General features: G+C 72.3%; 24 protein-coding genes. 13 read left to right on the plus strand and 11 right to left on the minus strand.

All coding sequences use genetic code 11. The annotated features are described in order from the left end of the window. From ACZ45Z_RS10685 to ACZ45Z_RS10695, 3 genes are all read right to left on the minus strand, one after another. The gene (locus ACZ45Z_RS10685) at nt 1-1,341 is read right to left on the minus strand and encodes an AAA family ATPase (RefSeq protein ID WP_468359353.1); all 1,341 of its coding nucleotides are present in this window, start codon (nt 1,339-1,341) and stop codon (nt 1-3) included. A gap of 13 nt (nt 1,342-1,354) precedes the next feature. Continuing rightward, on the minus strand, nt 1,355-2,071 hold the full coding sequence (cpaB, locus tag ACZ45Z_RS10690; protein WP_468359356.1) for a Flp pilus assembly protein CpaB: 717 nt from the start codon (nt 2,069-2,071) through the stop codon (nt 1,355-1,357). Nucleotides 2,072-2,161: 90 nt separating this feature from the next. Continuing rightward, nucleotides 2,162-3,289 (minus strand): hypothetical protein, encoded by a 1,128-nt coding sequence (locus tag ACZ45Z_RS10695; protein ID WP_468359359.1) that lies wholly within the window; start codon nt 3,287-3,289, stop codon nt 2,162-2,164. Nucleotides 3,290-3,566: 277 nt separating this feature from the next. Here ACZ45Z_RS10695 and ACZ45Z_RS10700 point away from each other — a divergent pair, with 277 nt between their 5' ends. Continuing rightward, the gene (locus ACZ45Z_RS10700; RefSeq protein ID WP_468359362.1) at nt 3,567-4,580 is read left to right on the plus strand and encodes a chitinase; all 1,014 of its coding nucleotides are present in this window, start codon (nt 3,567-3,569) and stop codon (nt 4,578-4,580) included. 242 nt (nt 4,581-4,822) lie between these two features. Here the strand turns inward: ACZ45Z_RS10700 and ACZ45Z_RS10705 are convergent, their stop codons facing one another. Beyond that, nucleotides 4,823-5,737, minus strand: a complete 915-nt coding sequence (locus ACZ45Z_RS10705; protein ID WP_468359365.1) for a trypsin-like peptidase domain-containing protein — start codon at nt 5,735-5,737, stop codon at nt 4,823-4,825. Nucleotides 5,738-6,000: 263 nt separating this feature from the next. Here ACZ45Z_RS10705 and ACZ45Z_RS10710 point away from each other — a divergent pair, with 263 nt between their 5' ends. The 5 genes from ACZ45Z_RS10710 (at nt 6,001) to ACZ45Z_RS10730 (ending at nt 12,048) form a co-directional block, all read left to right on the plus strand. Further along, nucleotides 6,001-7,359 carry a M14 family metallopeptidase gene (locus ACZ45Z_RS10710; protein WP_468359368.1) on the plus strand — a complete coding sequence of 453 codons (1,359 nt, stop codon included), beginning with the start codon at nt 6,001-6,003 and terminating at the stop codon, nt 7,357-7,359. Nucleotides 7,360-7,749: 390 nt separating this feature from the next. Next, on the plus strand, nt 7,750-9,477 hold the full coding sequence (locus ACZ45Z_RS10715) for an asparagine synthase-related protein (protein ID WP_468359371.1): 1,728 nt from the start codon (nt 7,750-7,752) through the stop codon (nt 9,475-9,477). After that, a complete protein-coding gene (locus ACZ45Z_RS10720) occupies nt 9,474-9,758 on the plus strand; it encodes a PqqD family protein (RefSeq protein WP_468359374.1) in 285 nt (94 codons plus the stop codon). Before ACZ45Z_RS10715 ends, ACZ45Z_RS10720 begins: the two co-directional genes overlap by 4 nt. Continuing rightward, on the plus strand, nt 9,758-10,267 hold the full coding sequence (locus tag ACZ45Z_RS10725; RefSeq protein ID WP_468359377.1) for a lasso peptide biosynthesis B2 protein: 510 nt from the start codon (nt 9,758-9,760) through the stop codon (nt 10,265-10,267). The genes ACZ45Z_RS10720 and ACZ45Z_RS10725 overlap by 1 nt, the downstream gene beginning before the upstream one ends. Beyond that, complete coding sequence (locus ACZ45Z_RS10730) at nt 10,267-12,048, plus strand: ABC transporter ATP-binding protein (RefSeq protein ID WP_468359380.1); 1,782 nt, start codon at nt 10,267-10,269, stop codon at nt 12,046-12,048. The genes ACZ45Z_RS10725 and ACZ45Z_RS10730 overlap by 1 nt, the downstream gene beginning before the upstream one ends. Nucleotides 12,049-12,083: 35 nt before the next feature. Here ACZ45Z_RS10730 and ACZ45Z_RS10735 read toward each other — a convergent pair whose 3' ends face one another. Genes ACZ45Z_RS10735 through ACZ45Z_RS10745 form a run of 3 tightly spaced genes read right to left on the minus strand, consistent with a single transcriptional unit; the run spans nt 12,084 to nt 14,289 of the window. Beyond that, nucleotides 12,084-12,494 (minus strand): RidA family protein, encoded by a 411-nt coding sequence (locus ACZ45Z_RS10735; protein WP_468359382.1) that lies wholly within the window; start codon nt 12,492-12,494, stop codon nt 12,084-12,086. After that, nucleotides 12,491-13,255: an IclR family transcriptional regulator gene (locus ACZ45Z_RS10740; RefSeq protein ID WP_468359385.1), complete on the minus strand. Its 765-nt coding sequence runs from the start codon at nt 13,253-13,255 to the stop codon at nt 12,491-12,493. Before ACZ45Z_RS10740 ends, ACZ45Z_RS10735 begins: the two co-directional genes overlap by 4 nt. Further along, on the minus strand, nt 13,252-14,289 hold the full coding sequence (locus ACZ45Z_RS10745; protein WP_468359806.1) for a sugar kinase: 1,038 nt from the start codon (nt 14,287-14,289) through the stop codon (nt 13,252-13,254). The genes ACZ45Z_RS10740 and ACZ45Z_RS10745 overlap by 4 nt, the downstream gene beginning before the upstream one ends. Before the next feature lie 255 nt (nt 14,290-14,544). On the opposite strand from ACZ45Z_RS10745, the gene ACZ45Z_RS10750 reads away from it, so the two are divergent. Together ACZ45Z_RS10750 and ACZ45Z_RS10755 are read left to right on the plus strand one after the other, a co-directional pair. Continuing rightward, nucleotides 14,545-15,834, plus strand: a complete 1,290-nt coding sequence (locus ACZ45Z_RS10750; RefSeq protein WP_468359388.1) for an alanine racemase — start codon at nt 14,545-14,547, stop codon at nt 15,832-15,834. A 16-nt stretch (nt 15,835-15,850) separates the two neighbouring features. Beyond that, nucleotides 15,851-17,509 carry an N-acyl-D-amino-acid deacylase family protein gene (locus ACZ45Z_RS10755; RefSeq protein WP_468359391.1) on the plus strand — a complete coding sequence of 553 codons (1,659 nt, stop codon included), beginning with the start codon at nt 15,851-15,853 and terminating at the stop codon, nt 17,507-17,509. Nucleotides 17,510-17,543: 34 nt separating this feature from the next. Here the strand turns inward: ACZ45Z_RS10755 and ACZ45Z_RS10760 are convergent, their stop codons facing one another. The 3 genes from ACZ45Z_RS10760 to ACZ45Z_RS10770 are packed head-to-tail and all read right to left on the minus strand — an operon-like array spanning nt 17,544 to nt 20,944. Further along, nucleotides 17,544-19,778 (minus strand): P-loop NTPase fold protein, encoded by a 2,235-nt coding sequence (locus tag ACZ45Z_RS10760; RefSeq protein ID WP_468359394.1) that lies wholly within the window; start codon nt 19,776-19,778, stop codon nt 17,544-17,546. Nucleotides 19,779-19,818: 40 nt separating this feature from the next. Beyond that, complete coding sequence (locus tag ACZ45Z_RS10765) at nt 19,819-20,112, minus strand: DUF397 domain-containing protein (protein WP_468359397.1); 294 nt, start codon at nt 20,110-20,112, stop codon at nt 19,819-19,821. Next, nucleotides 20,093-20,944: a helix-turn-helix domain-containing protein gene (locus tag ACZ45Z_RS10770; RefSeq protein WP_468359400.1), complete on the minus strand. Its 852-nt coding sequence runs from the start codon at nt 20,942-20,944 to the stop codon at nt 20,093-20,095. The genes ACZ45Z_RS10765 and ACZ45Z_RS10770 overlap by 20 nt, the downstream gene beginning before the upstream one ends. 109 nt (nt 20,945-21,053) lie before the next feature. Between ACZ45Z_RS10770 and ACZ45Z_RS10775 the strand changes: the two genes are divergently transcribed. From ACZ45Z_RS10775 to ACZ45Z_RS10790, 4 genes are all read left to right on the plus strand, one after another. Continuing rightward, on the plus strand, nt 21,054-21,272 hold the full coding sequence (locus tag ACZ45Z_RS10775) for a hypothetical protein (RefSeq protein ID WP_468359403.1): 219 nt from the start codon (nt 21,054-21,056) through the stop codon (nt 21,270-21,272). A 66-nt stretch (nt 21,273-21,338) separates the two neighbouring features. Continuing rightward, nucleotides 21,339-21,668: a hypothetical protein gene (locus ACZ45Z_RS10780; protein WP_468359405.1), complete on the plus strand. Its 330-nt coding sequence runs from the start codon at nt 21,339-21,341 to the stop codon at nt 21,666-21,668. Nucleotides 21,669-21,910: 242 nt separating this feature from the next. Beyond that, nucleotides 21,911-23,122, plus strand: a complete 1,212-nt coding sequence (locus ACZ45Z_RS10785; protein ID WP_468359408.1) for a pyridoxal phosphate-dependent aminotransferase — start codon at nt 21,911-21,913, stop codon at nt 23,120-23,122. An 84-nt stretch (nt 23,123-23,206) separates the two neighbouring features. Further along, nucleotides 23,207-23,650 (plus strand): SCO4983 family protein, encoded by a 444-nt coding sequence (locus ACZ45Z_RS10790; protein ID WP_468359410.1) that lies wholly within the window; start codon nt 23,207-23,209, stop codon nt 23,648-23,650. Between the two features lie 64 nt (nt 23,651-23,714). On the opposite strand, the gene ACZ45Z_RS10795 is transcribed toward ACZ45Z_RS10790, so the two are convergent. Next, on the minus strand, nt 23,715-25,535 hold the full coding sequence (locus ACZ45Z_RS10795; protein WP_468359413.1) for a phosphoenolpyruvate carboxykinase (GTP): 1,821 nt from the start codon (nt 25,533-25,535) through the stop codon (nt 23,715-23,717). Nucleotides 25,536-25,777: 242 nt separating this feature from the next. Between ACZ45Z_RS10795 and trhA the strand changes: the two genes are divergently transcribed. Further along, a complete protein-coding gene (trhA, locus tag ACZ45Z_RS10800) occupies nt 25,778-26,503 on the plus strand; it encodes a PAQR family membrane homeostasis protein TrhA (RefSeq protein ID WP_468359415.1) in 726 nt (241 codons plus the stop codon). Nucleotides 26,504-26,693 lie beyond the last annotated feature (190 nt).

Below are 26,693 nucleotides of genomic sequence, written 5' to 3' on the forward strand. Positions count from 1 at the left end.
TCAGCCCTCCTCGGGCGGACCGGCCGGGCCGAAGGGCCCCGCCTCCGGGGCCGCCGCGCCCGCCGTGAGGGCCTTGCGCTTGCGCCCGGTCAGCGACGTACGGCCGCGCGGCCCGCCGCGCCCCTGGTGGGTGGCGGGCCCGTCGACCAGGCCCAGCTCGCCGGCCAGCGCCCACAGGGCCTGCTTGACCGTCGACCGGCTGTCGAGGTCCTGCATCCGGCCGGCGTCGACGCAGGGCTGGAGCTCTTTGAAGGCGGCCGGGACGGGTGTCCTGGCCACCTGGGTGCCGGTGGCCTTGGCGACCAGCGGCGGCTGGATCTCGGTGTTGCGGGTGAGGCGGTTGACGACGGTGAGGGTGTCCTGCGCCTTGCGGATGCGCAGCCGGTCCCACAGCCGCACCTGCCGTTTGGCGGCGCGTACGGAGATCACGTCGGGGGTGGTCACCAGCAGGGCGGTGTCGGCGAGTTCGACGGCGGCGGCGTTCGCGGACTGCATCTGCGAACCGCAGTCGGCGATCACGACTTCGTAGCGCGAGCGCAGCGCGGTGACGATCTGGCGGGCGGCCCGGTCGTCGACCTCCTCGCCGCGCTCGCCCTCCTCCGGGGCCAGCAGCAGCCCGAGCCCGGTGTGGTGGTCGTGCACCGCGTCCTGGAGCACCCGTACGGAGATGTCCTCGATGCCGGCCAGGTCGACGATCGAGCGGCGGAACTGGACGTCCAGGTAGGAGGCGACGTCGCCGGACTGGAGGTCCATGTCCACCAGCGCGACGCTGCGGCCGGCGGCGCGCGCGGCCAGCGCGAGCTGGACGGCGGTGACGGTGGTGCCGACGCCGCCCTTGGCGCCGGTGACGGTCACCAGGATGCCGTTCGGTGCGGGCAGCGTCTCGCCGCCGCCTCCCAGGTGCGCCCGTACGCCCGCCGACCACTGGGCGGCGGCCCGTACCCGGGCGGCCAGTTCGTCGTAGGCGAGCGGCAGTCCGACGATGCCGCGGGCGCCGGCGTCCATCGCGGCGGAGAAGAGGGCGGGCCCGGCGTCGGTGGTGATCAGGACGACGCCGACGGCGGGGAAGCGCAGCGCGACCTCGCGGATCAGTTCCAGCGCCGGGGCCGGGCCGATCCGCTCGTGGACGAGGACGACTTCGGGCAGACCCTCGATCGCGGCGGGCGGTTGGCCGGCGCTCTGGCCGGTGGCCGGTGCGGCGGCCGCCGCCAGGGCGTGCAGCAGGGCGGTGGAGTCGGTCACGGCGGGCTCGGGCTCGGCGTCCGGCAACTGGCCGAGCAGCGCGGACACCGTGCGGGCGGCGTCCGGGTCGCCGACCGCCGGGAGGATACGGATGGTCACCTGTGCCTCCGGGTCACTTGTCGCCGTCGAGGGTGTAGGTGCGCTCGCCGGGCGGGATCGTGCTCTGGCCGCCGGGGGCGAGGAGGGCGAGCCGTACGTGGGAGGCGAAGGATTCGGCGTAGGCGACGCGCTGGGCGTCGCGGGTGCCCAGGGCGAAGGTGATGGGCACGGCCTCGCCGGCCTGGCGGGTGCCGGTGGTGTCGCCGGGGTCCTTGGCCTCCAGGGGCGTCAGCTTGCCGACGTCGATGACCTGGGCGCCGGCCACGATGACCTTGGAGACGGGCTTGTCCTCGGGGCGCTTGCCCTCGAAGGTGGCGTAGATGTTCACCCGGGAGCCGGGGGTGATCTTGCCGGCGACTCCGGTGGCGGCGTCGATCATGATGGCGATCTCCTGCTGCCCGGTTTTCAGGGCGGGGCGCTCGACGATCATGTCGTCCTGAAGGAGTGACCCCTTCTTCAGCGGGGTCACGGCTATCTTGCCGCTGACCTCGTCGAGGTCGGTGACGGCGGTGGGCGGCAGCCACCGCTGAGGCATGCGCACCTTTTCGAACTGCCCCGGATCCAGCGTTTTATAGGCGGCGACATCCGCCTTCAGCCGGTACGCCGTCCTTTCCGGGCCGACCTTGGACTCGACGTCCTTGATCACCGACAGCACGCCGACGAACGCGCCGACGGCGCACAGGACCGACAGGAGCAGCAGGATCACTCCGCGGCGCTGGCGTGAGTTCATGGGGAAGGGACCTCGATCGGGACGGGGCGGCGGGGGCGGGGCGGGCGGATCGGTGGGGGGGGCGGCGGCGCGGCCGTGCGGCGGGGTCTCTCAGCGCACGCGGGCCACCGTCCGCGGGCCCGTGGCCGGTTGGGGGCCACAGGGGACGCCGGGGACGCCGGTGACGCCGGTGGCGCCGGGGACGCTTGGGGCGTACGAGAGGCCGGGAACGCCGGCGGGGGCGACGGGCGAGAGGCCGCGGCGGGTGAGCGGCGAGGGGGGCGGGGCGGCGGGCCCGGGGGGTGCGGGCGTGGTGGGCGCGGGGGCGGTGCGGGCGGGGGCGGCGCTCGTGGCGGCCGGCCCGGCTATGGCCGCGGGGCGGTCCGCGCGCCGGCCGCCGCCGTGCGCGGCGTCCCTGGCCAGGGGCGCCGCGCAGAACGCGCAGCGGTCGCCCAGGACTTCCAGGCCGCACCAGCGGCACGACTCGCGCCGTACGGAGGCCACGAGCGGGTGCAGGACCGACAGGTCGGGCAGGGCCGCGGCGAACTCGATCAGCTTGCCGGTACCCCACCACCGGGCGGACTCGGCGGGCAGCGGCGCCTCGCAGACACCGCCCACCTGCCAGGCGGGGGCGAGCACCCGGTCGACCCACTCCGTGGTGAGCTGCCCGCGCGCGACGGCGAGGTGGGTGGCGTACCCGGGGGCCGGCAGCCCGGATTCGGCGCTGTGCCGGTCCACGGCGACCAACCGGGGTTCGGGGTGGGCGAGCACCGCGAACTGGGTGCCGGGCAGCCAGGACTTCAGATGGGAGCGCAGGTCGACCGCGACCCGGTCCAGGCCGCTGAGGCTGCCGAGCAGGGCGCCCGCGTGGACGTAATGGGCCAGCAGGCGCGCCGCGCAGGCCAGTACGCCGGGGCTGAAGTCGCACAGCGACAACTGCCGTAGCTGGCGGGCGAGCACGGCCACGCCCAGCGGCGGCAGGGCCAGCGGCACGATGGCGATCCGGTCGCTCTCCAGGACGGCGCGCAGGGTGTGCAGGCGGCGGACGTGCTCCGGCGGGCAGGCGGCGGAGTACAGGGCGATCAGATGGCCGTGGTGTTCGAGGACGGCGCTGGTATAGGTCAGCGCGTCGTCCAGCGGCTGGAGGTGCGGGGCCTGGAGGACGACGGCCGCCGGGGTGCGGTGGTCGGTGGCGGGCAGCGCGAGGTCAGGGCTGGTGACTGCAATCGCGGTCGGCACGTCGCTCCCCCACTTCCTCCGGCCGCCGGGGGTCCGGGACCGCGGATCGGCACAGCTCTGCGCCATCGGCGCCATACGCTCAGCACTTTATCCACGAGATACGCCCCAAGAGAACACGTTCTGGGCTACTCGTCATGACCGTCCCGCCACCGGGAACGGCCGGTTCCCGCAGGAGTCTTGACAGGCCGAATGGTCTGGACCACCTTGTACGCCAAGCCCAGGGGCCCCTGAGCGCGTATCGCAGCACTCCCCAAACTCCCCCCACACGGAGGCAGTCGTGGTTCGCGCACGATCAGGAAGAGTCCCCTTCAGGCTGCTGGCGTCCCTGGCCGCCACGGTGCTGGTGTCGGCCGGCGTCCTCGCGTCGGGCACCGCGCAGGGCGCCGAGGACCACCCGCGGCGGGCCGCCGCGGTCCCGGGGCACGCGGTCACCGGCTACTGGCAGAACTTCGACAACGGCGCCACGGTGCAAAAGCTCGGGGACGTCGACGACGCCTACGACATCATCGCGGTGTCGTTCGCGGAGGCGGCCGGCGCACCCGGGGCGGTGACCTTCCGCCTCGATCCGGCCACCGGTTACGGCTCCGCCGACGACTTCAAGGCGGACATCAAGGACCGGCAGGCGGCCGGCAAGTCCGTCGTCCTCTCCGTCGGCGGCGAGAAGGGCGCGGTGTCCGTCAGCGACGACGCCTCCGCGAAGAACTTCGCCGACTCCGTCAACGGCCTGATGGACGAGTACGGCTTCGACGGTGTCGACATCGACCTGGAGAACGGCCTCGACTCCACCTATATGACGCGGGCGCTGAAGGCGGTGCACGCCGCGCACGGCGATGTGGTGGTGACCATGGCGCCCCAGACCGTCGACATGCAGTCGACCCGGAACGAGTACTTCAAGACGGCGCTCGGCATCAAGGACTTCCTGACCGTCGTCAACATGCAGTACTACAACAGCGGTTCGATGAACGGCTGCGACGGCAACGTCTACGCCCAGGGCACGGTGGACTTCCTGACCGCGCTGGCCTGCGTCCAACTGGAGGGCGGCCTCGATCCGTCCCAGGTCGGCATCGGCGTGCCGGCTTCCTCCCGCGCGGCCGGCAGCGGCTACGTCGAACCGTCGGTGGTCAACGCGGCGCTGGACTGCCTCACCCAGGGCACCCACTGCGGCTCCTTCAAGCCGCCGCGGACGTACCCGGGGCTGCGCGGCGCGATGACCTGGTCGACGAACTGGGACGCCGCCGGCGGCAACGCCTTCGCGAGCCAGGTGGGCGCGCACGTCCACGGTCTGCCGTAGCCCCTGGCGCCTTGGCGCCCCGGCCGGGGGGGGGGGGGGGGGGGGGGGGGGGGGGGGGGGGGGGGGTGGGGGGGGGGGGGGGGGGTGGGGGGGGGGGGGGGGGGGGGACGTTCCAACCCCCCCCTCCCCCCCCCCCCCCCCCCCCCCCCCCCCCCCCCCCCCTCCCCCCCCCCCCCCCCCCCCCCCCCCCCCCCCCGGCGTCCTTCTCAGGGTTTCTCGGGGTTTCTCAGGGTGCGCGTCGTTCAGCGACGGGTGGCCGACGGCTTGGGCAGTTCACAGCCGGGCCGGCCGAGGTCCAGCTTGTTGCCGGTGCCGAAGCACTTCGGTATCCCGTAGGTCTGCTCGGCGTAGTTGATGCCCTTGTGGACGGTGACCTGGCCGTTCTCGTCCACCTCGCACGGGTTGTTGACGGTGCACTCCTCGCCGTCCTCGTTGCCCGTGTTGTTGACGGCCGCGACCTTGCCGGTGGCGGTGTCGATCACCGGCGATCCGGAGGTGCCGCCTATCGTGTGGCACTCGGGGGTGTAGCGGACGGAGTCCTTCCAGGTCCAGTCGCCCTCCTTCAGGACGGGCACGAATCCGTCGATGGCGCAGGAGTAGATCTTCTTCCAGTAGCCGGAGACCACGCTGATCTTGGCGCCCTGGGTGGGGTGCGTGGTGGCGAGTTCCAGCGGCTTGATGCCGTACTTGCTCTCGATCGCGGCGTAGGTGGAGCCGGTCTCGTAGAGCGAGACGTCGGTGTCGGTCATCGTGGCGTACGCGACCTTGGTGGCCTTGATCGTGCCGAGCCGGCCGGCCGAGGCGCTCAGCAGCGTGAAGCTGCGGCTGGACGGTTCGTCGACGACGACCTCGCCCGGGCCGGGCATTCCGCCTTCCAGGCAGTGGCCGTTGGACATCACCATGGCGGGGTCGTTCGGCTGCGAGTCGGGCATCCGCACCACGGAGCCCGAGCAGTTGCTCAGTGCGACCGTGCCCGCGAAGTTCACGGCCTTGGTCTTCGTCTTGGCCTCGGGGGCGTGCGCGACCGCGCGCGCCCCGTCGGCCGGTGCCGACTTTCCGGGGTGGGCGGCCGCACCGGCCGTTCCGGCGGTGCTGCCCACCAGTGCCGCGGCGGCCAGGACGGCCGTGGCCAGGGTGCCGACGAGAGGTCGGTTCATGTGGGGGTCCTCTCAGCTTCCGTCACCGAAGTCCCTTGTGGGTCCTTCGGTGTTGTCGTGCGCATTGTTGGCGCACGAGCGCCGGGAGGCAATGAACGTCCCTGAATCGATGAGAAGTTGCCGGTTCGCGTCGGCCGCCGGGCCGTTCGGCCGCGCCTTCGCGGGGCCGTTTCCGCTTCCGGACGTCCAAAGTCTTGACCAGCCCATGCCAACGGCCGAACACTGGCGCGGTCGCTTCGCCTCACCACCCCACAGGAGACCGCATGCGACCACCCCTCAGCGGCCGGCGCACCACCGTCCTCGCCGCACTCCTCTCCCTCACGCTCGCCGCGCCGATCGCCGCACAGGCGCAGGACTCCCCACCGGCCGGCTCCACGGCGGCCGGCCTCTCGCTCACCGCCTCGCCCGACACCGAACGTCCGCACCAGTACGAGCTGACAGGTCCCGCCACGGTGGCGGCGCGGACCGTGCTCGCCTCGGCCGGCGTCACCATCGACGAGGTGCACGCGGACACCGTCGTCATCACCGCGGACCGCGCCCAGGCCGCCGCCGTACGCGAACTCGGCTACGCGCTGCGCAAGTTGCCCGACCCGCCCGGCGCCGCCCCCGGCGCCTCGAACGCCCGCGTCAAGGACTTCCCGGCCGGCTACACGAATTACCACACCTACGCGGAGGCGACGAAGGAGATCGACGCCCTCGTCGCGAAGTATCCGGCGCTGCTGAGCAAAAAGGTCATCGGCACCTCGCACGAGGGCCGCGACATCCTCGCCCTGAAACTCAGCAAGAACGTCACGAAGGACGAGGCGGAGCCCGAAGTCCTCATCACCGCACACCAGCACGCCAGGGAACACCTGACGGTGGAAATGGCGCTGTATCTGCTGGGCGAGTTCACCTCGAAATACGGCACGGACGCCCGGCTCACCAAAATGCTCGACTCCCGCGAGATATGGGTGATACCGGACCTCAACCCGGACGGCGGTGAATACGACATCGCCGGCGGTTCGTTCCGGAGCTGGCGCAAGAACCGTCAGCCCAACGCCGGTTCCAGCAATGTCGGTACGGACCTCAACCGCAACTGGGACTTCAAATGGGGCTGCTGCGGCGGCTCGTCCGGCAGCACCTCGGCCGAGACCTACCGCGGCCCCTCGCCCGCCTCGGCCCCCGAGGTCAAGGTGGTCTCGGACTTCGTCCGCGGCCGCGTCACCGGTGGAAAGCAGCAGATCACCGCGGCCATCGACTTCCACACGTACAGCGAACTGGTGCTGTGGCCCTTCGGTTACACCTACAGCGAGACCGGCCCCGGCATGACCCAGGACGACCACGACGCCTTCGCCGCCATCGGCAAGAGCATGGCCGCGAGCAACGGCTACACCCCCGAGCAGTCCAGCGACCTCTACATCACCGACGGGTCGATCGACGACTGGCTGTGGGGGGACCAGAAAATCTTCGCGTACACCTTCGAGATGTATCCGTCGTCCGGGCACGGCGGTTTCTATCCGCGCGACACCGTCATCCCCAAGGAAACGGCGCGTAACCGCGAGGCGGTGCTCCGGCTGCTGGAGAACGCCGACTGCGTCTACCGTTCCATCGGCAAGGAAGCGCAGTACTGCAAGACCGGTTGAGACCGCCGCCAGGTGGGGCGCCCACCGGTCCGTCGGGGGCCGGTGGGCGCCCGTAATTCATCGGTCAACTTATTCACTTGACGCTTCCAACAACCGCCGGTGGACCGCCATTTCCGAAAACCACTCCGAAAGGCGTGAAAGCGGCCCCGGTGTTAATCTGAACAGGTGCAGAACCCTGAATACCCATAGTGTGGAAGAAGGTGACCACATGCTGAGGTACACCACTCCGACCATCATCCGCCTGGGGCGCATCGAGGAACTGACCGGCCAACTCCGTCGCGGAACCCCGGACCTCCTCGGGCACGGCAACCTTCTGTGAGAAGTCCCCGTCCCCACCCCTCACCCGCTCCGCCGACAGCGAAGCGGGGAGGGGTTTTCGACGGGCTCCCGGTGACCGGGCCGCTGGTCACCGACTGGGTCGGCTGCTCGGGCCGCGCCCGGCCGGGCGAGCGGCATTCCGCCCCGCGCTACGGGGTGATGCGCGGGGACGCGCGGACCACACTGCCCGCCTCGGAATGTTGCGCCCTTCAATGGTTGCGCCCCGGAACCGACGCGACTCCCCCGCAACCGGTCCCCGGCTCCTTCCTCCTCCTCGCCGGCCCGCTGCCGCGCCGCTTCACCGCCGGCCGCGTCGAAGAGCTCATCCGGGCGGTGTCCGCCGACGACCACCGCGCCCTGGCGGGCATCCTCACGAGCCTCCCGGCGGAACTCGGCGGATCCGTGGTGACACCGGACCGGGTGGTCCTCTTCCGCGGCCCCGCCGCACCCGGCCAGATCTTCTTCCGCAGAGCGCGGACGGCGGTGGAATGGTCGTCCGACCCCCGGGACCTCCTGGAGGGCCGCTTCCCGGAATTCGGGCGGGAAACGCTGTGGCGCAGTTGCCGGGGCGAGGACGTCTTCGTCTATCCGGACCTGGGCCGCCTCGGCTGGGGCGAACTCGTCGTCCTGGACTCCCGGACGACCCGCACCCGGCGCTACGAGCCGTTGACGCCCCTGGAGTTGCCGCGCCGCACCTCCCTCGAACGGTACGCGCGCCTGACGTACGACCTGCTGCTGGAGGAGACCCGGCCCTACGCCCAGGACGGCGGCCGGCGGGTGGGCATCCTGCTGTCGGGGGGCGTCGATTCGGCCACCGTGCTGGCCGCCGCCGTCGACCACGGCGCCGACATCGTCGCGTACCACATGGGCAGCGACGACCCGTTGGCCGACGAGTCGTCCTACGTCCACCAGGTGTGCCGCCACCTCCGCGTGCCCCTGGTGACGGTCCCCCGGGCCGGCGGGGAGGACTACCTCGGCGGCGACTGGGACTTCCCGCACCCCTACAACCACGTCTGGCTACGGTCACTGGAGCGCCTCGCCGACCGGATCGCGGCGGACGGCGTGCGGGTGGTGCTGTCCGGCCTGGAGGGCGACATGCTGTTCGGCCCGCTGCGCTACGGACTGCACACCGTCCTCACCGGCGACGTCGCGCGGCGCGAGAAGTGGCGCATGCTGCGCGGACTGGCCGCCACCCGCTGGGAGCTGAGCCGCATCCTGCGCAGCGCCGCCCCGTCGTACTCCCTGTACGCCGACGCCGAGGGCCTCAGCGAGGTCGAGCCGGACAGCGACTTCCTCATCCCGGTGCCGGGCGCCGCCCCCGAGGCGTACGACGTGGATTTCGCGCCGCAGGAGCACACCCTGAACCTCGTCCTGTGGCAACCGCGCGGTATCCATCTCGCCAAGCCGCTCGGCGGCCGGCGCCTGCGCCGCCTGGCGGCGCGGCTGCCCGACGCCTACCGCCTGATCCCGTACGCCGGGCGGACCATCGACAAACCGGTCCTGCGGCTGGCCGCCGCGCACCGGTTGCCCCCGGCCGTGTGGCGCCACTACGGACGCACCTGGCTGGGCTCCCCCGACGAGACCTGGTGCCTGCGCCACCCCGACGCCCTCGCCCGCGTCCTCGGCGACCCGCGGGCCCAACTGGCCGCCGCGGGAGTGCTGGACCAGCGGCGGCTGGCCGACGTCCTCGCCGACCCCAGAGCCCTGCGCCGCAACGCCGAGAACCTGCTGTGCTCCGCCATGGTCGAGCTGTTCCTGCGCGACCTGGAAGCGAAAACCGGCCCCGCCCCCTGGAGATGACCGCCATGCCTCTGCTCCAGCTCACTCCCCAGACGGCCTTCGACCCGGCGGACGGCGCCGGCATCCTGATGGACGGCGCCCAGGGCGTCTACTTCGAACTCAACCCCGTCGCCACCCTCATGCTCGACGCCGCGCTGCGCTACGACACCGTCGAGGACGCCGCCCACCACCTCGGCGCACGCATCGACGCGAGCGAGGCCACGCTGCGCGACGGCATCGTGGCACTGACCGCCCAGCTCGCCGAGAACCACCTCGCCGAGCGCGGCCGCGCGGGTACCTGATGCGGGGCGCCGCCACCGACTGGGAGTTCCTGCTCTGGGACACCGGCCGGGACCCCGCGCCGCCGCCGCTGCCACCCCGGCTGCGGCTGGCCGCCGCCACCCGCACCGGCCGGGCCCTGCGGGTCCTGCGCCGCGAGGGCTGGCCGGCGGCCCAGGGCTGCCTGCGCGAGTTGCGGCCCGTGTGCCACGCCGGGGCCGCGCTCGGCCCGCCCGCCGCGCTGCGCCTGGCCCGCCGCCAGGTGCTGCCCGCTCTGGCGGTGCTGCGGCTGGTCGAGCCGAACGCGCTGTGCCTGCCCCGCTCCTACGCCCTCGCCGTCCACCTGGCCACCCTCGGCCTGCCCGCGGAGGTCGTCGTGGCGCGGCAGCGGTCCTCGATCGGCGGACGGTTCGCCTTCCACGCCTGGGCGGAGCTGTACGACGAGGTGCTGGCCGACCTCCCCGGCGTCCGCACCGGCTTCACCGTCCTCCAGCGCGTGGGCTCCGGCCATGTGCCCGGGTCGGGCCCCTGATGGCGGCCCTCACCGAGCCGGCCACCGCCCGGGGCGCGCGGCGCAGCGGGCGGCGGGAGCTGCTGGGCCTGCTGCGCGGGCAGGGGCGGCGGGTCGGCCTCGCCGTGGGCCTGGCGCTGGCCGGCTCGGTGCTGGCGCTGGCCCAGCCGCTGCTGGTCAAGCGGGTCATCGAACAAGCGCAGGCCGACCGCGGCACCGGCGCCACCATCGGGCTGCTGACCGGCCTGTTCCTCGCCCAGGCGGCCGTCCAGGCGGTGGCCCGCTACGTCCTGGCCCGTACCGGCGAGGGCATCGTGCTCGGGCTGCGCCTGAACCTCATCGACCAGTTGTTGCGGCTGCCCATGCGGACGTACGCCCGGCACCGCACCGGCGACCTGATCTCGCGCACCACCTCCGACAGCACGACGCTGCGGCTGCTGCTGTCCGAGGGCTTCACCGACACGGTCACCGGCGTCATCGGCCTGGTGGGCGTCGCCGCGCTGATGGCGTGGCTGGACTGGGTGCTGTTCCTGGTGGTGCTGGCGGTGATCGCGTTCGGGTCGCTGGCGGTCGCCTCCGTCCTGCGCGGCATCGAGCGGGCCTCGCTCCAGGCCCAGCGGGCCACCGGCGCGATGACCGCCGAGCTGGAGCGGGCGCTGGGCGCCATCCGCACCGTGCGGGCCAGCCGCGCGGAGCTGCGCGAGTCCCGGCGCATCGGGGCGGAGGCCAGGACGGCGTACGCGCAGAGCGTGCGGGTCGGTGCGCTCGACGCGGTGGTGACACCGGCGATCACGCTGACGATCAACGGGTCGTTCCTGCTGGTGCTGCTCATCGGCGGGATGCGGGTGGCCGGCCACGACGGTTCGGTCGCCGACCTCGCGGCGTTCCTGCTCTACATGCTCTTTCTGCTGGGCCCGGTCGGCGCCGTCTTCCAGGCGCTCAGCACCATGCGGCAGGGCCTGGGCGCGCTGCGCCGCATCAACGAGATCATCGATCTGCCGACCGAGGCGGACACCGCCGCACGGCCCGGCCGGGACGTGCCCGCGCCGGGCGGGGAGCGGCCCGCGCTGGAGTTCCGGGACGTCTGGTTCGGCTACGAGGCGCGCCGGCCGGTGCTGCGCGGCGTCTCCTTCGAGGTGCCGCGCCGCGGGCATATCGCGCTGATCGGCGGCTCGGGCGTCGGCAAGTCCACCGTCTTCGCGCTCACCGAGCGGTTCTACGACCCGGACGCGGGCCGGATTCTGTGCGAGGGCAGGGACGTGGCGGCCGTCGGCCGGGCCGCCCACCGGGCCCGGATCGGGCTGGTCGAGCAGGAGGCCCCGGTGCTGTACGGCACGCTCCGGGAGAACCTCCTGTACGCCGCGCCCGACGCCGGTCCGGAGGAGCTGGAGCGGGTGATCGAGCTGACGCATCTGCGGGAGCTGGTCGCCCGGCTGCCGCGCGGGCTGGAGACGGAGGCCGGTGAGCACGGCATGGCGCTCTCCGGCGGTGAGCGCCAGCGGATCGCGCTCGCCCGCTCGCTGCTCACCCGCCCCGGCCTGCTGCTGCTGGACGAGCCGACGGCGCATCTGGACGCGGCCAGCGAGGCGGCGCTGCACCGCGCGATCCGGCGCATCGCGCGGGAGTGCGCCCTGCTCGTCATCGCGCACCGCTACTCCACGATCCGGGCGGCCGACCGCGTCATCGTGCTGGACGGCGGCAAGGTGGTCGCCACCGGCACCCACGACGAGCTGCTGGACACCAGCGACCACTACCGCTTCCTCTTCCGCGCCCAGCGGACCGGCGAGGTGTTCCCGGCGTAGGGCGCCCGGGGCGTCGGCCCAGGACGGCCGGGGTGTCAGCCCAGGACGGCGAGGGCGTCGATCTCGATGAGCAGGCCGGCGGGCAGCCCGACGTAGACGGTGGTGCGGGCGGCGGGCGGTGCCTGGAGGTCCTCGGCCTCGAAGTAGGCGTCGTAGATCTCGTTCATCTCGGCGAAGTGGTCCACGTCGGTGAGGTAGACGCGCAGCATCATCACGTCGTCCCAGCGGGCGCCGCCCTCCTCCAGGACCGCCTTGACGTTGGCGAGGGTCTGGAGGGTCTGCTCGCGCAGGGCCGGCCCGGCGGGTGTGGGGGCCCGCCCCTCGACGGCGGGCAGGAAGCCGACCTGGCCGGCGACCTGGAGGAGGTTGCCCTTCTTGACGCCGTGCGAGAACTTCGCGGGCGGGGTGGTGTGGGTGGCCGGGATGATCGCGGTCTTCTCGCTCATGGGTGGGGCTCCTTGGTCGGGGTGGTGCCGGAGAACTCCCGGCTGACGGCGTCGGCGGTGCGGCGTACCAGCGGGAGCAGGGTGAGGAGTTCCGCGGCGGTGACGACGACGTTCGGCGCGGACACCGACAGGGCGGCGACCAGGCGTCCGTCCGGACCGCGGACGGGCGCGGCGACGCAGTTGATGGACTCCTCGTGGCCACCGAGGTCGGTGGCCCAGCCCTGTTCGCGGACCTTGGCCAGTTCGGCGAGGAACGCCGTGGCGTGGGGTGTCGAACGGGACGTGTAGCGGGGGTAGTCGAGTCTTTCGGCCAGCGCGCGGCGCTCGGCTTCGGGCAGGTCGGCGAGGAGCAGCTTGGCGACCGCGGCGACGGTGAGGGCCACGGGTCTGCCGATACGGGAGTACATCCGGACCGGGTAGCGGCTCTCCACCTTGTCGATGTAGAGGACTTCGCCGTCCTCCTGGACGGCGAGGTGGACGGTGTGGCCGCACCGCTCGTTGAGCGCGGCGAGGTGCGGGTGGGCGATGTCGCGGATGTCGAGGCCCTCGGCGGCCTGCTGGGCGAGCGCGAACAGCCGCGCGCCGAGGCGGTAGCGCTGGTCGGGCTGGCGGTGGACGAGGCCGTGCGCGTGGAGGGTGCGCAGCAGCCGCAGGGCGGTGGATTTGTGCACGCCGAGCCGGACCGAGACCTGTTCGAGGTTGGCCGGGCCCTCCGCGAGCAGCGGCAGGATGCTCAGTGCGCGATCGACGGTCTGACTCATGCGCGGACCTCGCCGCACGTCGTGGCCTCCGCCTGTACGGTGCGCGCCCGCTCGCCCGTCCAGCCGGGGCCCGGGCGCAGGCGGGCCCAGTCGGCGGGGGCGAGGGCGGCGAGGCGGTCGGCGAGGGCGGGGGCGGGCGGGGTGGCGAGGTCGGTGGTGACGGTGAGGGAGGCGGCGGCCATCAGGTGGCCGTGCCGCAGGCGGGCGAAGAGGGGCAGGGCGCGCAGGACGCCGGAGAGGAAGCCGGCGGCGAAGGCGTCGCCGGCGCCGGTCGGGGAGACGACGTCGACGGCGAGGGCGGGGGCGAAGGTGACGGTGTCGGTGCCGTCCTCCCGGCGCGCGTAGGCGGTGGCGCCGGCCGCGCCCTGCTTGACGACGAGGGTGGCGGGCTCGGGGAGGGCGGCGCGTACGGCGTCGGGGCCGTGCAGGCCCCAGGCGGCCGCGGCCTCGTCCTCGCCGACGAAGACCAGGTCGCAGTCGCGGGCGAGGTCGAGGAGGACTTCGGGCCCCGGGCTCGCCCGGCGCCAGAGGCCGACGCGGTGGTTGACGTCGAAGGAGAGCAGGGGGCGGCCCGGGGTGCGGCGGGTGAGCAGGCGCAGCACGTCCAGGCAGTCGCCGGAGAGGGCGGCGGTGATGCCGCTGAGGTGGAGGACGCGGGTGTCCTCCAGGGCGCGGCGGTCGAGGAGGGCGGGGCTCATGGCGGACGCGGCGGATCCGGCGCGGTAGTAGAGGACTTCGGCGCGGTCGCCGGTTTCGCCGTCGGCGCCGGTGGCGCGTTCCCCGGCGGTACGGAAGTACAGGCCGGTGGGGCGCAGCGGATCGCGCTGGACGTGGGAGACGTCGACGCCGGTGTCGGCGATGGCGGCGAGGAGGTGGTCGCCGAAGGCGTCGGCGCCGACCCGGGAGACCCAGCGGGTGCGGTGACCGAGACGGGCCAGCGCGCAGGCGACGTTGGATTCGGCGCCGCCGATGGCCCGGTCGAAGGAGGGTGCGTCGGCGAGCCGGCCGGGCCGGGTGGGCAGGAAGGTGATCATGGACTCGCCGAGGCAGACGACGTCGGCGGCCGGGTCGGCGCGAGGGTGGGCGGTGTGGCGGGCGGTGTGGCCGGCGTCCGGGCCGGCGTCCGGGGAGGTGGGCACGATCGCTTCGGCTCCTTCGCTGGGCGATTCGCCGCCCGTTTCCCGCCGTTTCGCGCACCATTGACCGGGCGATGGCTCGGATGTTAGACAGCTCGAAGCAATACCCGCAATGGGTGTTGCACTGTGTGCAACGGACGTGGAGGAGGCCGCATGGCCGGCGAGCGGCTCGCGACGGGACTGAGGAAACTCTCTGACGAGCGGGTCGATCACCGCTTCAAGGCACTCCCCCCGGACGCCGAGGGACTGACCGTCGGTCAACTGGCCGCCGAGCGCCGCAACCTCTTCCTCGACGGCTTCACCACCCCCGTGCTGACCCTCTCCGCCGCCTCGGTCGAGCACAACCTCGCCCTGATGGAGACCTACGCCACCCGGCACGGCCTGGACTTCGCCCCGCACGGCAAGACCTCCATGGCCCCGCAGCTCTTCGCCCGCCAGTTGGAGCGCGGCGCGTGGGGCATCACCGCCGCCGTCCCCCACCAGGTCCGCGTCTACCGCGCCTACGGCATCCAGCGCGTCTTCCTGGCCAACGAGGTGGTGGACGCCGCCGCCCTGCGCTGGTTCGCCGCCGAGCTGGCCGCCGACCCCGCCTTCCACCTGATCTGCTACGTCGACTCACCGCGCGGTGTGGAGCTGATGGACGCCGCGCTCCGCGAGGCCGGGACCGCCCGCCCCGTCGACGTCGTCATCGAGCTGGCCGCCGGCGAGGGCGCGCGCACCGGCGTCCGCACCGAAGCCGACTGCCAGGCGCTCGCCGACGCCGTCGCGGCCGTGGACACCCTGCGGCTGGTCGGCGTCGCCGGCTACGAAGGCGAGGTGCCCGAGGCCACCCACGAGCGGGTGACCGCCTGGCTGCGCCGACTGGTCGCGCTCGCCGAGGAGTTGGACAAGGCCGGCCACTTCACCGGCGTCGACCGGATCGTCGTGAGCGCGGGCGGCAGCGCCTGGTTCGACGCGGTCGCCGAGGTCTTCGACGACCTCCCGCCGCTGTCCGCCCCGCCGTTGAAGCTGCTGCGCTCGGGCGCGTACGTCTCGCACGACGACGGCCACTACCGCGACCTGACCCCCTTCAACCGGGTCCCGCGCGAGGGCGCGCTCCAGCCCGCCTTCCGGCTGTGGGCGCAGGTCGTCTCCCGCCCGACACCCGGGCAGGCGTTCGTCAACGCCGGCAAGCGCGACGCGGCCCACGACCTGCGTCTGCCGCAGGCCCAGGTCGTACGGTCCCTCCGGGACGGCGGCGTCCGGCCGGCCGACGGCATCACCGTCACGAAACTGTCCGACCAGCACGCCTGGCTCACCACCGAGCACGCCGACGACGTGGAGGTGGGCGACTGGGTGGGCCTGGGCCTGTCCCATCCGTGCACGGCCTTCGACAAGTGGCAGCTCATCCCGGTGGTCGAAGAGGACGGCACGGTCACGGAGTTCGTGCGCACGTTCTTCTAGGCGCGGTGGCCCACCCGTGGACATCGTGGTGCGCGACGTGCGCGTCGTCGACGGCTCCGGCGGCCCGTCCTACCGCGCCGACGTCGGCCTGGCAGGCGGCCGGATCGCCCGGATCCGGCGGGAGAAGGACGGCGACGGCGGCCCCCGCCCGTCGGCCCGCCGCGTGGTGGACGCCGCCGGCCTCGCGCTCGCCCCCGGCTTCATCGACATGCACGCCCACAGCGACCTCGCCCTGCTGCGCGACCCCGCCCACGAAGCGAAGGCCGCCCAGGGCGTCACCCTCGAAGTCCTGGGCCAGGACGGCCTGTCGTACGCGCCGGTCGACGAGCGCACCCTGACCGGGGTGCGCGCCCAGATCGCCGGCTGGAACGGCTGCGCGCCCGGCAGCGGTGAACTGGACTTCACCTGGCGCACGGTCGGGGAATACCTCGACCGCCTCGACCACGGCTTCGACGGCCAGGGCATCGCCGTCAACGCCGCCTACCTCATCCCGCAGGGCAGCGTGCGGGCGCTGGCCGTCGGCTGGGACGACCGCGCGGCCACCGGCGAGGAGGCCGCGCGGATGCGGCGGCTGGTCGCCGAGGGCATGGAAGAGGGCGCGGTCGGCCTGTCCTCGGGCCTGACGTACACCCCGGGCATGTACGCGAGCGACGCCGAACTGACCGACCTGTGCCGGGTGGTGGCCCAGTACGGCGGCTACTACTGCCCGCACCATCGCTCCTACGGCGCCGGCGCGCTCCAGGCGTACGCGGAGATGATCGCCCTCACCCGGGAGGCGGGCTGCGCCCTGCACCTCGCGCACGCCACGCTGAACTTCTCCGTCAACCAGGGCCGCGCCCCCGAGCTGCTGCGCCTGCTCGACGCGGCGCTGGACGCCGGCGCCGACCTCACCCTCGACAGCTATCCCTACACGCCCGGCTGCACCACGCTGGCCGCCCTGCTGCCGAGCTGGGCGGCCGAGGGCGGCCCGGAGGCGGCCCTGGCGCGGCTGTCGGACGACGCGACGGCCGCGCGGATCCGCCGGGTCATGGAGGCCGAGGGCGCGGACGGCTGCCACGGCGTGCCGATCGAGTGGGACACCGTCGAGGTCTCCGGGGTGGGCGATCCGGGCCTTGCCGGATACGTCGGCAAGACCGTCGCGCACAGCGCCGCCGAGCGCGGCGAGGAGCCGTGGCACACCGCCCGGCGCCTGCTGATCGCCGACCGGCTGCGGCCGACCGTCCTCCAGCACGTCGGGCACGAGGAGAACGTGCGGCAGATCATGCGGCACCGGGCGCACACCGGCGGCAGCGACGGCATCCTCCAGGGCGCCAAGCCGCATCCGCGCGCCTACGGCACGTTCCCGCACTACCTCGGCGCGTACGTCCGCGAACGGGGCGTGCTCTCCCTGGAGGAGTGCGTCGCGCACCTCACCTCGCGCCCCGCGGCCCGCCTGCGGCTGCCCGACCGGGGCCTGGTGCGCGAGGGCTACCGCGCCGACCTGGTCCTCTTCGACCCCGCGACGGTCGCCGCGGGGTCCACCTTCGAAAACCCGCGGGTCCTGCCGGCCGGCATTCCGTACGTGCTGATCGACGGCCGGTTCGTGGTGGCCGACGGGCGCCGCACGGACGTCCTGGCGGGGCGGGCCGTCCGCGGGCGGGCGGCCCCGCCGGGGGTGAGCTTCAGCCGGGGGTGAGTCAGCCAGGGGTGAGCTTCCGCGGGCGCGGGCGTCAGCCGGTGGCGGGCGGCGGCGACTCCGGCCGGGCGGCCGGGGCGCGCGCCTGGTCCCACAGGGCGGCCACGACCATCCCCGTGAGGTCGTCGGCGTTCGAGGTCAGCCCGGCGCCCATCCCGGCGGCGCGGTCCACGCGATCGCGGGAGCGCCGGATCGTGAAGAAGATGACCGGACCGGTGTACAGCCCCTCCCGCGCGAACCCCTCGACCATCTCGAAGCCCTTGTTGTGCTTGTCCCCCCGGCTGAGGTCGGACACCAGCAGATGGGGGGTCCGGCCCCGAAGCGCCCTGGCCGCCTCCTCGGTGTCGGCACAGTGCTTGACCTGCGCGCCCAGCCCCTCCAGCACCTGGCGCACCACCGCCTTGCGTTCGGGCTGGTCGTCCACCCACACCACGTAGGGCCGGGGGAACGGCAGCAGGGGACCGGGCCCGTCCCCGCCCGCCTGCTGGTACGGGGTCGGTGCCGGGTAGCCGGACGGCGCCTGCCCGTACCCCGACTGCGGGGCCGGGTAGGCGCCTTGGCCGGGCTGCGGCACGTACGGCTGGGGAGCGTACGGCTGGGGACCGTACTGCTGGGCGGCCGCACGCTCCACCGGTCTCGGCTGGCCCGCCGGCCTCGGCTCGGCGGACCGCGCCGACGGCTCCGGGGACGGCACCGGCACGGCCGACCCCTGCGGCCCGCCCCGGGGGTCCGCCGCCTGCGTAACGGGCCGCTGCGGCTGGGCGGGCGGCTGCTGGAAGACCGGCGCCGGATAAGCCCACGGCTCGTCGTCCTGCCAGGCCAGCGGCGGTCCGAACCCCGTACCGGAACCGTCGGCGGCCGGCAGCGGCAGGCCGCGCCACAGCGGATCCCACTCCCGCGACATCCGCGCCGGCCCGTCCCCGGCGCCCGGCGGGCCCTCGCGCAGCCGCAGCAGCAGTTGGGCCGCGTCGGGGCGGGCGGTCAGCTCGTCGACGAGCGAGGTGAACGCCGAATTGACCACCAGGTCGGGGAATTCGCTGGGCAGTTGGCGTTCCAGCGCGGCCAGCACCGCCTCACCGGCGCCGTCGAGCGGTTCGGGCAGCACCAGCTCGTACTGCGCGAGGAAGTCACGCACCGCCGCCCGGTCCTGGGCCGGTACGCCGCCCGCGGCCGCCAGGAGCGTGCGGCGCACCTCGCGGTAGGTACGGAATTCGGCCACCACATCGCCGTCGACGGTGCCGGAGGGGCCGGTCATCATCCGGTAGAAGTCGGGATAGAAGTACTGGAGCAGCAGCGTTCTGATCACCGCGCCCGGCCCGAAGTCGCGCCAGACGGGGTTGAGGGTGGCTTCCAGGACGAAGCCGTTCACCAGGCGTTTGATGCGGCGCGGATTGCGACCCGAGCGCTGGACCAGCAGGTCCACCAGCGTGTCGTCGAGCAGCGGCGCCACGCCGGCGGTCCGGGCGCACCAGCGGATGTAGTCCTTGACGCCCTGCCCGTCGGCGGCCGGGATCCGGTAGCTGGTCTGAAAGATCTTCTCCATGAACGCCGAGCCGGCCGGCGACAGATCGCGCAGCAGGCCGTTCGGGCCCAGCGCCGACCGGTCGCAGCCGACGACGAACGCCAGCCCCGGCACGTCGAGGTAGACCTTCACCGCCTCGCAGACCGCCAGTACCGTCTCCTCCGAGCAGCGGTCCAGATCGTCGATGAAGACCACCAGCAGGCGGCGTGGCCCTGATCCGCCGGTATCGGCCCACTCCTGGACCAGATCGCCGATCGCGCCGCGCATCTCGTTGCGCGCCTGGGAGTTGACCGACAGGTTCTTCCACAGCTCGTCGACCAGGCCGGCCACCCCGAGCGGCCCGGCGGCGACGGTCAGCACGGACCGCACCGCCCGCAGCAGGACTCTTTGCTCGGAGACCCGTTGCAGCCCGCGCCGCAGCACCCGCCGGTCGAACCGCATCAGGACGGACTTGATCAGCCCTTCGAGCGCGTCCGCGCCGGTCGAGGTCCAGGCGTTGTACCAGACGGTGTGCACCTCGGATGCCTGCGCCAGCTCCGCGTCGACCAGCCGCATCAGGCTGCTCTTGCCCATGCCCCAGCCGGAGTCGACGGCGAGGGTGAAGGGGGTGGAGGCGCGGGAGGCGACGAGCAGCCCGGCGAGCTGGCGGGCGGCCCGGCCGGCACCGAGCAGGTCGGCGCCGGGATCGTCCACCGGCTCGTCGTTGAGCAGGGCGAAGTGCCCGTGCGGGCCCGGTGTGCTCGCCATCGTGGTCCCCGTTGTGGTCAGTTCAGGCGGTCAGGCGCGGTCAGGCGCTCAGCGAGTCGCCCTTGACGGCGGTGACGAAGTGGCTCCACACCCCGGCGGGGAAAACGAGAGCGGCTCCGGCGGGGTCCTTGGAGTCCCGGACGGGGACGATCCCGGGGAGGTCGTCCGCGACCTCGACGCAGTCTCCGCCGTCGGTGTTGCTGTAGCTGCTCTTGCGCCAGCGGGCGGCGCCGATGAACCCTTCGGCGATCTCGACGCAGTGACCGCCGTCGCCGTTGCTGTAACTGCTCTTGCGCCAGGTGGCGGAGTTCAAGTCAACGCGGTTGCTTGCCATTTCGGTAGTCCTCTGCCGCTGCCTCGATCATGGCCAGGGACGCTCTCGGTGGCAATGCAGCGGCCCTGAGGCGATCGTACGCCTTCATGTACTGCCTCACGATCTTCGGATCATCGATGATTTGACCGCTGTACATGCCCTCCGTGTACAGCAATGGCGGTGCGTCACCAAAGGTCATGATCCTTGTCGTGCCCATCATGAACGGGTGCGCACCTGCGTTCCACGGCAGGATCTGTGGAACGAAGCGGCGGTGCTGCGCAACCTCAACGATGTGCGCAAGCTGCTCTGCCATCTCGGCGTCACCGAGCATCGGTTGCCGGAGAATCGCTTCGCTCATCACCACCCAGGTCTCGGGTCCCTTGGGGTCCTCGAAGAGCCACGCGCGCTCCCGTCGCGCCGTGACCCTTGCGCTGACCATCTCCTCGGCCTCCATCGGCTGGGCAGCGTGCACAACTGCCCTGACGTATGGCTCAAGTTGTAGTGGGCCCGGGATCAGAATGGGGTCCCACTCCTCGACCTCCTGCGCACGCTGTTCATACTCCAGGACATCGGCGAAGTAGCCGGCATGCCCGCTCCGCCGCGCCTCCCGTACATCATTGCAGCGCCGCTCGAAGAACCCGTCGGTCGCCAGCACACGATCCACATGACGTGCCAGATCCAACGGCATGCGCCTCGTGCCGCGTTCGATCTCGCTGAGGTAGCTCGGCCCGTAGAAGCTGCCCTCCACGGTCGCCTGGAGGGTGAGGCCCGCCGCCTCCCGTTTCCAGCGCAATTCCTTGCCGTAGAAGGCGGGGACACTCGCGGACCCGTCAATGTCCTTGCGTGCAGGCATGTTTCACCGTTCCACAGTTCACGCAGTGGCGTCGAAATCCCTTCCACGCTACGCCGCGTCACGTCACGCTGTGAGCAGTTCGTCACCATGCGCACAGGGAGCTGAACCCATGCCTGAACAGACCCCCGCCCACCCCGACGACGTGCACGACTGCACCGCCGCTCTCCGTACCGCCCTCGCGGCGAACGACATCACCTTGCCGTCCCTCGGCATCGACTTGCCGACCTTCGCGGGGCGCTACTCCACCCCGCTGATCACCCTCGGCAACTGCAACACCGCCACCGCCCGCAAGCTGACGAACGCGCTCCGCAGGGCCGCCGCACAGTGACGAAAGACCCCCGCGACCGAGCGACCGGTCCGGGGGCATGGCCATCAAACGCTGGGAGTTGACGACGTGACCGACCTTATCCGAACGCTCTGCGAGCCGCTGCTGCGTTGGTTATTTCCGGCCGGAGGGCAGCACCGGGCGGCGGCCGCCCCGCCCACCGCCCCGCCCGTGAGCGCGCCGGCGCCGCGCCCGCCGCGCGAACGGCCCGCCCACGAGACCCCGCTGCGCGGCGAGGACAGCTCCCTCCTCCGCCCGTACCAGCTCACCGCCGACGAATGGCGGCAGCGGCGCGAACAGCGTGCGCGGCGGGAACGGCGGCGGGCCCTGTGGCTCGCCGTCTACGGCATCGACACCGGGCCGCGCCGGATCCACGGCGTCGAGGTGGCCCCGCGATGAACGGCGATGACGGCGACCAGCGGGAACCCAAGGACCAGGACCCCGAACGCGAGGCACTGGAGGACGCCCTCCGGCGACTGAACAAGTGGTCCTCCGGCGGGGGCGGCAGGCGGTGATCCGGCGGTGATCGGAGGCGGAGGCGTCCACTTCCGTCACCCACCGTGAGAAGGAGGCCACCGTCCGGTGGCCAGGTGGCGAAAAACACCGCGCGGGCGCCGTGACACGCCCGTAAGGTTGCGGACATGCAGGTGATCCAGTCAACGAAGCTCGCCAACGTCTGCTACGAAATCCGTGGCCCGGTGCTTGAGGAGGCTATGCGGCTGGAGGCGGCCGGGCAGCGCATCCTCAAGTTGAACACCGGAAATCCGGCGGCGTTCGGCTTCGAGTGCCCGCCCGAGATCCTGGAGGACATCCTCCGCTCGGTCGGCACGGCACACGGCTACGGCGACGCCAAGGGCCTGCTCTCCGCCCGCCGCGCGGTCATGCAGCACTACCAGACCAAGGGCATCGAGCTCTCCGTCGACGACGTCTATCTGGGCAACGGCGTCTCCGAGCTGATCCAGATGTCGATGCAGGCGCTCCTGGACGACGGCGACGAGGTGCTCGTACCGGCACCGGACTACCCGCTGTGGACGGCCTCGGTCTCCCTCTCCGGCGGCACCGCCGTGCACTACCGCTGCGACGAGCAGGCGGACTGGATGCCCGACCTCGCCGACATCGAGCGCAAGGTCACCGACCGCACCAAGGCCATCGTCGTCATCAACCCGAACAACCCCACGGGCGCGGTGTACGACGACGAGCTGCTGCGCGGCATCGCGGAGATCGCCCGCCGCCACAACCTGATCGTCTGCGCCGACGAGATCTACGACAAGATCCTCTACGACGGCGTCACCCACACCCCGTTCGCCGCCCTCGCCCCGGACCTGCTGACGCTGACCTTCAACGGCCTGTCGAAGTCCTACCGGGTGGCCGGCTACCGCAGCGGCTGGCTGGCGGTCTGCGGCCCGAAGGCCCATGCGTCGTCGTACATCGAGGGCCTGACGATCCTCGCCAACATGCGGCTGTGCGCCAACATGCCGGCCCAGCACGCCGTCGCCACCGCGCTCGGCGGCCGCCAGTCGATCAACGACCTGGTCCTCCCCGGCGGCCGGCTGCTCCAGCAGCGCGACACCGCCCATGAGCTGCTCACCCAGATCCCGGGCGTCACCTGCGTCAAGCCCAAGGGCGCGCTCTACGCCTTCCCACGGCTCGACCCGAAGGTCTACAAGGTCAAGGACGACCGGCAGATGGTGCTGGACCTGCTGCGCGCCGAGAAGATCATGATCGTGCACGGCACCGGGTTCAACTGGCCGGAGCCGGACCACTTCCGTCTGGTGACCCTGCCGAACAAGGCCGACCTGACGGATGCCGTCACCCGGATCGGCTCCTTCCTCGACGGTTACGGACAGTACTGAATCGCATCGACCTCTGTACGCCCCATAACTTTAGACAGAGTCTAAGCTAGGATGGCTTCCTAGACGTTTTCAGGAGGCCGTCCCATGTACGAACCGATCCGCACCAAGTCGGTCCACAGCATGGCCGCCGCCCCGGAGGTCCCGCACCGCTCCCGCGAGGAGGAGCTGGATATCCGGCTCGCCGGTCAGCTCACCGCGTTGCTCACCGTCACCGACGAGCTGCACGCCCTGACCGCCCGCTCCGAGGGCGCCGACGGCGCCGCATCGGCCGGCGCGGAGCTGGCCGCGGCCGCCGACCGCATCGCCGAGCAGGTCGCCCGCCTCAGCGGCGGCCACTATCCGCTGCGCGCCGAGCCCAGCGACGGCGGCGATCCGTCGCGCGTCCCGGCCCTCCAGCAGCGCGCCCGCACGCTCGCCGGCAACGCCCTGGCGGTCGCCACGTCCCGGCACGACAGCGCGGCGATGGAGCTGACGGCGGAGCGTCTGGAGGCGCACAGCGCGGCCCTCCCGGACCTGACTCCGGCGTGACGAACGACGCGGCGGGCCCCGCACAGCACCTGCTGTGCGGGGCCCGCCGTCTGTCGAAGGACCGTCAGCCCAGGCGCTGGACCAGCGCGCGGTACTCGTCCCACAGCTCCTTCGGCGTGTGGTCACCGAAGGTGTTGAGGTGCTCGGGGATCAGCGCCGCCTCCTCGCGCCACACGTCCTTGTCGACGGTGAGCAGGAAGTCCAGGCCGGCGTCGTCCAGGTCGAGGCCGTCGGTGTCCAGCGCGCCCTTCGCCGGGACGATGCCGATGGGCGTCTCGACGCCCTCGGCCTTGCCCTCCAGACGCTCCACGATCCACTTGAGCACCCGGCTGTTCTCGCCGAAGCCCGGCCACACGAAGCGGCCCTTGTCGTCCTTGCGGAACCAGTTGACGTAGTAGATCTTCGGCAGCTTGGACTGGTCCTTGTCCTGGCCGACCTTGATCCAGTGCCCCATGTAGTCGCCCATGTTGTAGCCGCAGAACGGCAGCATGGCGAACGGGTCGCGGCGCAGCTCGCCGACCTTGCCCTCGGCGGCGGCGGTCTTCTCGCTGGCGACGTTGGCGCCGAGGAAGACGCCGTGCTGCCAGGTCAGCGACTCGGTCACCAGTGGCACGGCGCTGGCGCGGCGGCCGCCGAAGAGGATCGCCGAGATCGGCACGCCCTTGGGGTCCTCCCACTCGGGCGCGATGATCGGGCACTGGCCGGCCGGGACGGTGAAGCGGGCGTTGGGGTGGGCGGCCGGGGTCTCGGACGCCGGGGTCCAGTCGTTGCCCTTCCAGTCCGTCAGGTGGGCGGGCGGCTCTTCGGTCATGCCCTCCCACCACACGTCGCCGTCGTCGGTGAGCGCCACGTTGGTGAAGACGGAGTTGCCCCACATGGTCTTCATGGCGTTGGCGTTGGTGTGCTCGCCGGTGCCGGGCGCGACGCCGAAGAAGCCGGCCTCGGGGTTGATGGCGTAGAGACGGCCGTCGTCACCGAAGCGCATCCAGGCGATGTCGTCGCCGATGGTCTCGACGGTCCAGCCGGAGATCGTGGGCTCCAGCATCGCGAGGTTGGTCTTGCCGCAGGCGCTGGGGAAGGCGGCGGCGACGTACTTGGACTCACCGTGCGGCGGGGTGAGTTTGAGGATCAGCATGTGCTCGGCGAGCCAGCCCTCGTCGCGCGCCATGACGGAGGCGATGCGCAGCGCGTAGCACTTCTTGCCGAGCAGGGCGTTGCCGCCGTAGCCGGAGCCGAAGGACCAGATCTCGCGGCTCTCGGGGAAGTGCGAGATGTACTTGGTGGAGTTGCACGGCCACGGCACGTCCGCCTCGCCCTCGGCCAGGGGGGCGCCCAGGGTGTGCACGGCCTTGACGAAGAAGCCGTCCTCACCCAGCTCGTCCAGGACGGCCTGGCCCATGCGGGTCATCGTGCGCATCGAGACGGCGACGTAGGCCGAGTCGGTGATCTCCACGCCGATGGCGGAGAGGTCGGAGCCGAGCGGGCCCATGCAGAACGGGACGACGTACATCGTCCGGCCGCGCATCGCGCCGCGGAAGACGCCCCGCTCGCCCTGGAAGATCTCCCGCATCTCGGCGGGGGCCTTCCAGTGGTTGGTCGGGCCGGCGTCCTCCTCCTTCTCGGAGCAGATGAAGGTGCGGTCCTCCACACGCGCGACGTCCGTCGGGTCGGAGGCGGCGTAGTAGGAGTTGGGGCGCTTGATCGGGTCGAGCTTCTTGAACGTGCCCTTGTCGACGAGCTCCTCGCACAGCCGCTCGTACTCCGCCTCCGAGCCGTCGCACCAGACGACCCGGTCGGGCTGGGTGAGCGCTGCGATCTCGTCGACCCAGGCGATGAGTTCCTGGTGACCGGTGGGGATGGTGGGAGCCGCGTTGTCGCGCGCCACGATCGCTCCTAGATGAGGGTGGGGACAGATCCTTGCCCGATGTGCTGGGAAAAATCCGCTTCTATTGTGATGTTTGCCCCTTGGGGGCCGCGACCCGGATGCTTCGTGACCGCTCATCCGGTGCCGACCGCACTCATTTGATCATCCGACCCCGACCGAGATCTGTCCAGAGGGCGCTGTGGTGACCGTCACCACTTCCGGACGAATCCGTAACTTACGGTGGCGTAGATAGCATTGGCGCCATGACTTCCGCGCCTGACGCCCCCGAGAGCCACACCTCCCACGTGCCTCCCGAGGCCGACGCGGTCTCCGCGCTCGCCGCGGTCACCGCGCCCCTGAAGCCGAAACTGCGCGGCTGGCTGCACGCCGGAATGTTCCCCGCGGCCCTGCTTTCCGGCGTCGTCCTGACCGCGCTCGCCGACAGCACCCGCGGCCGCGTCGCCTGCGGCATCTATACGCTCACCGCCTGCCTGCTGTTCGGCATCAGCGCCCTCTACCACCGCGGCAACTGGGGCCCGCGCACCGATGGGATCCTGCGCCGGCTCGACCACGCGAACATCTTCCTGATCATCGCGGGCACCTACACCCCCCTGACGATGCTGCTCATGCCCGGCTCCCGGGGCCAGGCGCTGCTGTGGGCGGTCTGGGCCGCCGCGCTGGCCGGGATAGCCTTCCGCGTCTTCTGGGTCGGCGCCCCGCGCTGGCTCTACACCCCCTGCTACATCGCGATGGGCTGGGCCGCCGTCTTCTTCCTCCCCGATTTCCTGCACGCGGGCGGCGTCGCCGTGCTCGTGCTCGTCATCGTCGGTGGGCTGCTCTACAGCGCGGGCGGCGTGATCTACGGAATCAAGCGCCCCAACCCCTCACCGCGATGGTTCGGCTTCCACGAGGTCTTCCACTCCCTCACCCTGGCGGCCTTCGTGGTGCACTACATCGGCATCTCACTGGTCGCCTATTCGCATTCCTGAGGCACGCGCCGCCGCCCGGGCGCTGCCCCGGGCCTTCGCGTCCGCTCCCCCGCGCCACCGTGGGGGGGGGGGGGGGGGGGGGGGGGGCCGGGGGGGGGGGGGGGGGGACCTCTCCGGGAGCAAAGAAAAAAAAAAACAAAAAACGAGAAAGAGGGGGTGGTGGGGAGGAGGGGGTTTTTTTTTTTTTGGT

It is taken from the genome of Streptomyces sp. NPDC031210 (assembly GCF_055570395.1).

Excerpts from the sequence above, each read along its gene's own strand:
- ACZ45Z_RS10745 (WP_468359806.1), bottom strand. The coding sequence starts at position 14,289 with ATGATCACCTTCCTGCCCACCCGGCCCGGCCGGCTCGCCGACGCACCC.
- trhA (WP_468359415.1), top strand. The coding sequence starts at position 25,778 with ATGACTTCCGCGCCTGACGCCCCCGAGAGCCACACCTCCCACGTGCCT.
- ACZ45Z_RS10775 (WP_468359403.1), top strand. The coding sequence starts at position 21,054 with ATGCCTGAACAGACCCCCGCCCACCCCGACGACGTGCACGACTGCACC.
- ACZ45Z_RS10760 (WP_468359394.1), bottom strand. The coding sequence starts at position 19,778 with ATGGCGAGCACACCGGGCCCGCACGGGCACTTCGCCCTGCTCAACGAC.
- ACZ45Z_RS10790 (WP_468359410.1), top strand. The coding sequence starts at position 23,207 with ATGTACGAACCGATCCGCACCAAGTCGGTCCACAGCATGGCCGCCGCC.
- ACZ45Z_RS10730 (WP_468359380.1), top strand. The coding sequence starts at position 10,267 with ATGGCGGCCCTCACCGAGCCGGCCACCGCCCGGGGCGCGCGGCGCAGC.
- ACZ45Z_RS10770 (WP_468359400.1), bottom strand. The coding sequence starts at position 20,944 with ATGCCTGCACGCAAGGACATTGACGGGTCCGCGAGTGTCCCCGCCTTC.
- ACZ45Z_RS10705 (WP_468359365.1), bottom strand. The coding sequence starts at position 5,737 with ATGAACCGACCTCTCGTCGGCACCCTGGCCACGGCCGTCCTGGCCGCC.
- ACZ45Z_RS10720 (WP_468359374.1), top strand. The coding sequence starts at position 9,474 with ATGACCGCCATGCCTCTGCTCCAGCTCACTCCCCAGACGGCCTTCGAC.
- ACZ45Z_RS10725 (WP_468359377.1), top strand. The coding sequence starts at position 9,758 with ATGCGGGGCGCCGCCACCGACTGGGAGTTCCTGCTCTGGGACACCGGC.
- ACZ45Z_RS10740 (WP_468359385.1), bottom strand. The coding sequence starts at position 13,255 with ATGAGTCAGACCGTCGATCGCGCACTGAGCATCCTGCCGCTGCTCGCG.
- ACZ45Z_RS10750 (WP_468359388.1), top strand. The coding sequence starts at position 14,545 with ATGGCCGGCGAGCGGCTCGCGACGGGACTGAGGAAACTCTCTGACGAG.
- cpaB (WP_468359356.1), bottom strand. The coding sequence starts at position 2,071 with ATGAACTCACGCCAGCGCCGCGGAGTGATCCTGCTGCTCCTGTCGGTC.
- ACZ45Z_RS10710 (WP_468359368.1), top strand. The coding sequence starts at position 6,001 with ATGCGACCACCCCTCAGCGGCCGGCGCACCACCGTCCTCGCCGCACTC.
- ACZ45Z_RS10785 (WP_468359408.1), top strand. The coding sequence starts at position 21,911 with ATGCAGGTGATCCAGTCAACGAAGCTCGCCAACGTCTGCTACGAAATC.
- ACZ45Z_RS10735 (WP_468359382.1), bottom strand. The coding sequence starts at position 12,494 with ATGAGCGAGAAGACCGCGATCATCCCGGCCACCCACACCACCCCGCCC.
- ACZ45Z_RS10765 (WP_468359397.1), bottom strand. The coding sequence starts at position 20,112 with ATGGCAAGCAACCGCGTTGACTTGAACTCCGCCACCTGGCGCAAGAGC.